The 7,798-nt window shown below is 64.0% G+C and carries 8 protein-coding genes; all 8 read right to left on the bottom strand.

Translation table 11 applies throughout. The features are described 5' to 3' along the window. Positions 1–879, bottom strand: an 879-nt coding sequence (gene uvrC / locus ACEQXV_RS13360) for an excinuclease ABC subunit UvrC (RefSeq protein WP_370269619.1), incomplete at its 3' end; no start/stop codon positions are given. Positions 880–1,189: 310 nt separating this feature from the next. Further along, positions 1,190–1,966 (bottom strand): SDR family oxidoreductase, encoded by a 777-nt coding sequence (locus ACEQXV_RS13355; protein ID WP_370269618.1) that lies wholly within the window; start codon positions 1,964–1,966, stop codon positions 1,190–1,192. Positions 1,967–1,979: 13 nt separating this feature from the next. Beyond that, a complete protein-coding gene (locus ACEQXV_RS13350) occupies positions 1,980–2,945 on the bottom strand; it encodes a calcium/sodium antiporter (RefSeq protein ID WP_370269620.1) in 966 nt (321 codons plus the stop codon). Between the two features lie 6 nt (positions 2,946–2,951). Beyond that, positions 2,952–3,152, bottom strand: a complete 201-nt coding sequence (locus tag ACEQXV_RS13345; RefSeq protein ID WP_370251077.1) for a hypothetical protein — start codon at positions 3,150–3,152, stop codon at positions 2,952–2,954. A gap of 2 nt (positions 3,153–3,154) precedes the next feature. Further along, complete coding sequence (locus ACEQXV_RS13340) at positions 3,155–3,955, bottom strand: S49 family peptidase (protein ID WP_370251076.1); 801 nt, start codon at positions 3,953–3,955, stop codon at positions 3,155–3,157. Positions 3,956–4,126: 171 nt separating this feature from the next. After that, complete coding sequence (locus tag ACEQXV_RS13335; protein ID WP_370269616.1) at positions 4,127–4,930, bottom strand: 3-hydroxybutyrate dehydrogenase; 804 nt, start codon at positions 4,928–4,930, stop codon at positions 4,127–4,129. After that, positions 4,927–6,429 (bottom strand): class I adenylate-forming enzyme family protein, encoded by a 1,503-nt coding sequence (locus ACEQXV_RS13330; RefSeq protein ID WP_370251074.1) that lies wholly within the window; start codon positions 6,427–6,429, stop codon positions 4,927–4,929. The genes ACEQXV_RS13335 and ACEQXV_RS13330 overlap by 4 nt, the downstream gene beginning before the upstream one ends. Then, positions 6,429–7,589 carry an acetyl-CoA acetyltransferase gene (locus tag ACEQXV_RS13325; protein WP_370251073.1) on the bottom strand — a complete coding sequence of 387 codons (1,161 nt, stop codon included), beginning with the start codon at positions 7,587–7,589 and terminating at the stop codon, positions 6,429–6,431. Before ACEQXV_RS13325 ends, ACEQXV_RS13330 begins: the two co-directional genes overlap by 1 nt. Positions 7,590–7,798: the final 209 nt, after the last annotated feature.

Here is a 7,798-nt window from a genome sequence, read left to right as displayed (position 1 = left end):
GTAGAAATCGCGGTTGCCCCAGTTCTGGTTCGCGCGGATGAAGAAGACCTGCACGCAGGCCTGGCCGCCCTCCATGTGGAGCGCAACGACATCGGCCTCGGCCACGCCTCGCGGGTTGATACCCTGGACACCCTGAACGGTTGTCAGCGCACGTATGCGGTCCCGCAGGGCTGCGGCCCGTTCGAACTCCATCGCGTCGGAGGCCGCCTGCATTTCCGTGGCAAGCTGTTCCTGGATCCGGGTGCCATTGCCGGCCAGGAACCGCTCGGCATCCTTCACGGAGGCCGCGTAATCCTGCTCGGAAATCAGCCCGACACAGGGGCCCGAGCAGCGCTTGATCTGGTAGAGCAGGCAGGGCCGGGTCCGGCTGTCGAAAGTCGCGTCGGAACAGTTGCGCAGCAGAAAGACCTTCTGCAACTGGTTCAGCGTCCGGTTTACCGCATCGGCGCTGGCGAAGGGTCCGTAGTAGTTGCCCTTCTCCTTCTTCGCGCCACGATGCTTCTTGATCTGCGGGAAGGCATGGGCGCGGCTGACCAGGATATTGGGGAAGCTCTTGTCATCGCGCAGCAGAACGTTGTAGCGCGGCTTCAACTGCTTGATCAGGTTCTGTTCCAGCAGCAGCGCTTCGGTTTCCGTGCGCGTGGTCAGGAACATCATCTCGGTCGTTTCGCGGATCATCCGGGCGATCCGCGCGCTGTGGCCCGCGGGCTTGGCGTAGTTTGAAACCCGCTTCTTGAGGTTCCGCGCCTTGCCGACATAGAGCACCCGGCTCTGCCCATCCAGCATGCGATAGACCCCTGGAGAATTGTCCAGAAGCTTCAGGTAGGACCCGATCAACTCGTGGCCGGTCAGGGGGTTATCATCAGGCGTTTCAGGCATCTTCGACAGGATGAATCGATTCTGTTGCGGGCTGCAACGAAGGGCGGACAGGTTCAAGGGAAAACCTGTCCACGGAATCTGTGGATAACCTTAGGGATAAAACGTGAGGATCACGGAATTTTCCTTGTATTCGGCGGGGTTCGTCTGTTTGCCTATTTTTTAGGCACAGTTTTAAGCCATTGATTTTAAAGTTTATTTTTCTTTCCACAGGCAGCAACTCGGCCTCGATCATGAAAGGTTAACACAGCTGTTACCAAGCTGTTACCAGTGGAAAACTGCTACGCTCAGCCATGAAGTCGCCATTCGAGACTCATTCCACTCCAAGGATATCTGGCGTCTGCCAGGCAAGATGCTGGCCTCCGTCAACACAGATCAACTGGCCCGTCACCGCGCGCGCGCGCAGGAAGAAAAGCAACGCCTCGACGATCCCCTCCGGGTCCGATCCACGCTGCAGAACTGTCGCCTGCCGCTGCCGTGCGAAATGCGCGTCTGACTGGCGCGCGCCTTGCATCGTGGGACCGGGCCCGATGGCATTGACCCGCACATGCGGGGCAAGGGCCTGGGCCGCCGTCCGGGTAAAGGCCCACAGTCCCATCTTGGCAATCGTGTAGCTCATGAATTCGGGCGTCAGCTTGTTTACACGCTGATCGACCATGTTCACCACGAGAGCCTGGGCCTGGGGCTCCCCATCCGCATCAGCAATGGCTTTCGGGGCCTGGGCGGCCAGGGCCTGCGTCAGCACGACCGGTGCGCGCAGGTTGGACTCGATGTGGCGGTCCCAGCTTTCGCGGGTCATGCTGTCGATATTGTCGTATTCGAAGATCGAGGCATTGTTGACCAGCACTGTGATCGGCTGGCCAAGCGCCTCGGACGCGCGGGGCAACAGGGCCTGCGTCTCCGCCTCGTCCAGCAAGTCTGCCTTCAGCGTCACGGCCTTTCGGCCAATCTTGCGGATCGCGGCGGCGGTTTCCTCGGCCTCCGCTTCGGACCCTGCATAGTGCACGGCCACGTCGTGCCCGGCCTCGGCCAGGGCCAGCGCCATGGCCCGGCCCAACCGCTTCGCCGCCCCCGTCACCAATGCCGCCATGACAGACCTCCGCTCAGCTCAGAACCCGGATGACATAGGCCGCGTAAAGCCCCGTGAAGACAATGCCGGTTCCCCGCCCAAAGGGCCATTTCAGGAACACATAGGGCACCAGCAGCAAGGATGCTGCCAACATGATCCACAGATCGAAATGCAGGATTTCTCGATCCACCGGGATCGGACCCACCAGGGCCGCGACGCCGATGATGCCGAGCAGGTTGAAGATGTTCGATCCGATGACGTTGCCCAGGGCCACATCGGCATGCCGGCGCAAGGCAGCCATCACCGTCGTGGCAAGTTCCGGCAGGGACGTTCCGACCGCAACCAGTGTGAGCCCGATCGCGGTCTCGCTGACCCCGAAGGTCCGGGCGATGACGATCGAGCTGTCGACAAGAAGGTCAGCACCAAGGGGCAGACCGATCAGGCCAAGGGCAAGATAGACCAGGATCTTCCACCAGGGCATGTCGGGGTCTGCACCTTCGACTTCCTCCAGTTCCTCGGCCACCGCTGCACCGAGCGCGCCGTTGTCGCGTCGGTGGCACCGCGCGACCCAGGCAGCTTCCCCCAGCATCATCGCGAGGCCTGCGAGCAGGATCAGCCCATGCCACCAGACGAACGGTCCGACAAAAGCCAGGGCAATGAACAGAAGCGTCGCCATCATCATGATCGCGAAGTTTCTGCGGGTGTCGCATTGGCTGGTATCAAGCCCCGACATCAGGGCCGGTATGCCAAGGACAAGCAGGATATTGGCCGTGTTCGACCCCACCACGTTGCCAAGCGCCAGGCCCGGCACGCCCTCCAGGATGGCGCTGATCGAGATCAGCAGTTCCGGCGCCGAGGTTCCGAAAGCCACGATCGTCAGGCTGACGACAAGGGCCGGAATCCCGAGCCGCAAGCTCAGGTTGACCGCTCCGCGCACCAACGTGTCACCGGCAAGCAGCAGGATCACGAGCCCGAGCCCTGCCAGAAGGAATTCGGTGATCAGCACTTAGCTGCGCCCCTCGTTGCAGTTGCGACAGGCCCCGCCCGTCACGTTTATCTGTCCGCAGGTAGGGCAGGTCCTGGGCTTCGGCAAGCTGCCCTGCTTGCGGCGCGCAACGCGCCCCGCGCCGCCCGGCCAGCGAAGCCTGCCGAACATGGCCAGAACAGCCATGCCAACCAGGAAAAAAGTGGCGATCTTGACCAGCATCCCTACAGCCCCATCCGCGCCCAAAGGGCCCGGTCCTCGATCTGTCCCAGGGCTTCGCCCGCAAGGCTCGCGCCGAAACGCTGGAACAGCCCCCGTTTGGGACCATAGACCGCGAAGCGGGTCTTGTCGCCGTAAAGCTCTTTCATCTTGGGCACCAGGTGCGCCAGGCCATCAGCGAGCCCCAGATCAACTGCGCGCTGCCCGACCCAGAACTCCCCGGTGAAGATTTCGCTCCCATCCGCAAGGCGATCTCCCCGGCGCGACGTCACATGGTCAATGAAGCTTTCGTGGATCTGCGCTTGCAAAGCCTTCAACCGCTCCACGTCCTCTTCACGCTCGGGGCGGAACGGATCGAGCATGGACTTGTCCTTGCCCGCGGTATGGACGCGCCGCTCGATCCCGTGGCGGCTGATGAAGTCATGCAGCCCGAAACTGGCCGAGATCACGCCGATGGACCCGGCAATCGAACTGGCATCCAGCCAGATGTCGTCGGCCGCACAGGCCAGCCAGTATCCGCCCGAGGCCGCCACGTCCTCGACGAAGGCATGAACGGGCACATCCTTTTCCTCGGCCAGCCGCCGAATACGCGCGGCGATCAATGAGGATTGGGCCGGCGACCCGCCGGGCGAGTTAATGACCAGCGCCACGGCCTTGGGCTTGCCCTTGCGAAATGCCTTCTCGATCAGGGGGGCCGTGGACTGATCGCTCAGCACGCCCGCGCGCGGGCTTGAACTGATCACGCCCGAGAGGCGGATCACCGCAACCATCGGGTCCGGCGTCACGAAGGGGATGAAACGTTTCATGCAAGCCCATGTAGCCATGGCCCCGATGCCCGACAAGAGAGCCCTGCCCGGAATAGCTCTTCTGTGACCGCACCGCCGCAGACGAATGCGCCTGGCCCTTCATTGTTCCAGAAATATCCCGGGGGGTCCGGGGGGCTGGCCCCCCGGCGGGTCCCGCCAGGGAAACCCTGTCTACTGCGCGGTCCAGCCCCCATCGACGGGAATGGCCGTGCCGGTCACGTTATGAGCCATCGGGTCACAGAGCCACAGCGCCAGGCGCCCGATCTCGGAGGGGTCCGAGGTCCGCCGCGTTGGCTGCTTCTCTGCCAAGAGATCGGCGATCGCCGCATCACGGTCGCCCCCGATGATCTGGGCCCGCGCCTCGATCTGCGGAACGATCAGCTGTGTTTCCGTCCATCCCGGGCAGATACAGTTGACCGTGACTCCACCCGAGGCCTTGCTCCCCGCCGTCGCGTATTCCAGAGCCGCCACCTTGCTCAACCCGATGATCCCGTGCTTGGCCGCCACGTAGGGCGCCTTGTGAACGGATCCGATCAGGCCCTGCACGCTGGCAATGTTGATCACCCGGCCAAAGCCGCGCGCGGCCATTGCCGGCAAAGCGTGCTGCATGGTGTGGAATGCCGCCGACAGGTTCACGGCGATGATCGCGTTCCAGGTGGCGCGTGGCACGTCGCTGATCGGCGCGGGATGCTGGATACCGGCATTGTTGACCAGGACATCGACACCGCCCCAATCGGCGACAGCCTCCATCAGCCCGTCGATCTGCTCTGGCTCCGCCAGGTCGCCCGGGAAGAACCGCACGTCCCCTGCGCCTGCGGCCCGAAGGGCCGCGCTTGCCGCTTCGATCCGGGCCTCGTCGGCGATCCCGTGCAGGGCGATCCGTGCCCCCGCCCCGGCCAGCGCTTCGGCGATCGCAAGGCCGATCCCCTGCACCGATCCCGTAACCAGGGCCGTCTTGCCAGAAAGCTCCATCATCTCTCTTCCTCCAACAGCTTGCGCAGTTCGGTCTTCAGGACCTTGCCGTAATTGTTCTTCGGCAAGGCGGCGACGCGGCGATAGTGCTTGGGCCGCTTGAACCGCGCGATATTGTCGAGGCAGAGCGTATCCAGTTCCTCGGGCCTCGCCGCGCCCACGTAGAAGGCCACCACTTCCTCTCCCCATTCGGGATGCGGTTTGCCGACGACCGAGGCTTCGCTCACGGCCTCATGCATCAACAGCACTTCCTCCACCTCGCGCGGATAGATGTTGGAGCCGCCCGAGATGATCATGTCCTTGGATCGGTCTTGCATGGTGACGTAGCCATCGGCGTCCATGAACCCCATGTCGCCGGTCATCAGCCACCCGTCGATCAGGGTCTTCGCGCTCGCCTCGGGGTTCTGCCAATAGCCGGGCATGACGGTGTCGCCCTTGACCATGATTTCCCCATGCTCGCCGGGGGGCAGCGGGTTGCCCTCGGCATCGCCGATCCGCACCTCGACCGCGGATTGCGCGCGCCCGACCGACGCCAGACGTTCGCGCCAGCGGGGGTGGCTACGGTCGGTCACGTCATGACGCGACAGGGCCGTGATCCCCATCGGGCATTCCCCCTGCCCGTAGATTTGCACGAAGACGGGTCCGAAATGCTCCACCGCTTCCACGATATCGGCCAGGTACATCGGGCCGCCCGCATAGACCACGGTGCGCAACCCCTCGCCTGTTTCGCCGGTTTCCCTGGCCACTTCGGTCATGCGCTTGACCATGGTGGGGGCCGCGAACATGTGGACGCGGCCATGGTGCCTTGCAAGCGCGAAGATCTCGGCCTCATCGAAACCACCCGAGGGCGGAAAGACATGCCGGGCCCCCGCACGCACATGCATCAGGTTGTATATCCCTGCCCCGTGGCTAAGCGGCGCGGCATAGAGCGCGGCATCTTCGGGGAAGACCCGATCCGCATCCACCTCGTAGCACAGCGCCATCGAGATCAGCATCCGATGCGTGATCATCACGCCCTTGGGTCGCCCCGTGGTGCCGGAGGTGTAGAAGAGCCAGGCAAGGTCATCAGGGCTGCGATCCTGCGGCGGGATCGGGTCAGCGGCGTAGATGGCCTTCATGCTTGTGCCGATGTCGACAATCTCGCCCGTGGCCCCGGCTTCTGAAAGGTCCTCCACCATGCCGGGCGAGGCAAAGGTCAGCCTGGTTCCGGAATCCCCGATGATCCAGGCGGCCTCGCGCCCGTGCAGCTTGGCATTGAGCGGCACCACCGCTGCGCCCGCATACCAGGCACCGTATTGCACGATCAGGTAATCGGGCACGTTCTTCAAGAAGAGGGCCACCCGGTCCCCAGGGCCGATCCCCCTTGCGGCCAGCCATCCCGCAACGGCAGCGGCCTTGGCGTGAAACCCGGCATAATCTTCTATAAGATCAGTGCCGAGATACATGGCGGGCCGGTCGGGGCTGACCTGGGCCACACGGGCAAGCCAGTAGGAAATGTTCATCAGGCGCGCTCCGCCTCCAGGATGGTGCAGTAATTGGCGACACCAGAGCCGCCCATGTTGAACACCATACCCAAGGACGCGCCGTCTTGCTGCATCTCTTCTGCGGTTCCCGTCACCTGCCGCGACACGAGCACATGCATCGAGACGCCCGTGGCCCCTACCGGGTGCCCCTTGGCCTTGAGCCCGCCTGACAGGTTCACCGGCAGCCGCCCGTTCCGCATTACCGCGCCATCGCGCAGCAAGGCTTCGCCCTGACCCGCTGCGGCCAGCCCCATGGCCTCGTAGATCATCAGCTCGGCGATGGTGAAACAGTCATGCACTTCTGCCACGTGCAAATCATCGAGCGTTACGCCGCCTGCAAGGAAGGCCCGCCGGAACGCCTCGCGCGGACCTTCGAACGCCGTCAGATCCCGGCGCGACATCGGCAGGAAATCATTGACCTGCTCTGCCGCCCGCAGGCGCACGGCGCGGGGCATCGCCCTGGCCACGTCGTCTGCGACCAGCACGATGGCGGCAGCCCCGTCAGAGACCAGCGAGCAATCCGACATCTTCAAGGGCGCCGCGATCATCGGGTTGCGCTCGCTTTCCGTCGCGCAGAATTCCACCGGCAGTTCCTTGTGTAACTGCGCCAGCGGGTTCGCCATGGCATTGGCGTGGTTCTTGGCGGCAATCATGGCCAGCGCCTCGGTCTTGTCCCCGTATCTCTCGAAGTAGGCGCGCGCGAAGCCGGCAAAGACGGCAGGGAAAGACAGGCCCGCCTCTTCCTTCTGGTAAGCCGCATGGCCAAGTGCCGCTGCGACCTCTCGCGTGGAAAGGTGGGTCATCTTCTCGACCCCCAGGACCAGCGCCACCTTCGCCTCGCCCGCCAGGATCGCGTTGCGCGCGGCAAAGACCGCGGCAGAACCCGAGGCGCAGGCGTTCTCCAGCCGGGTCGCGGGGGTAAAGCGCATCGCGGGATCAATTGACAGCGCCATCGAGGCGGGGAAGCCATCGGGAACCATGCCACCGTTGAAATGGCCCATCCAGATGCCATCCACGTCGCCCGGGGCGATACCGGCATGGGCCAGCGCCTCGCGCCCGGCCTCGACCACCAGGTCTTCCACCCCCTGCCCATCCAGCTTGCCGAATTTCGTGTGACCCCACCCGACGATATGCACCATGATCCGTCCTCCCTTGCCTTTGGCGCGCAGGATGCGCCTGCGTCCGATCCGGAGCAATGCCGTAGAACTACGGGCGGCTGGCATCGCGGGGCGAGGCACCCTAGACTGCCGGGCAAACAGCCACCAGCGACACGCCAGATGGACCCGCATACCACCGCCTTCCTGCATGCCCCGATCGGGATCGTCCTGCTTGAAAACCGGGTGATCCG

The organism is Nioella sp. (genome assembly GCF_964229645.1).
Taxonomy (GTDB): Bacteria; Pseudomonadota; Alphaproteobacteria; order Rhodobacterales; family Rhodobacteraceae; genus Nioella.
The sequence above is the reverse complement of the archived record's forward strand: the minus strand, read 5'-3'. Positions and strand labels throughout refer to the sequence as shown.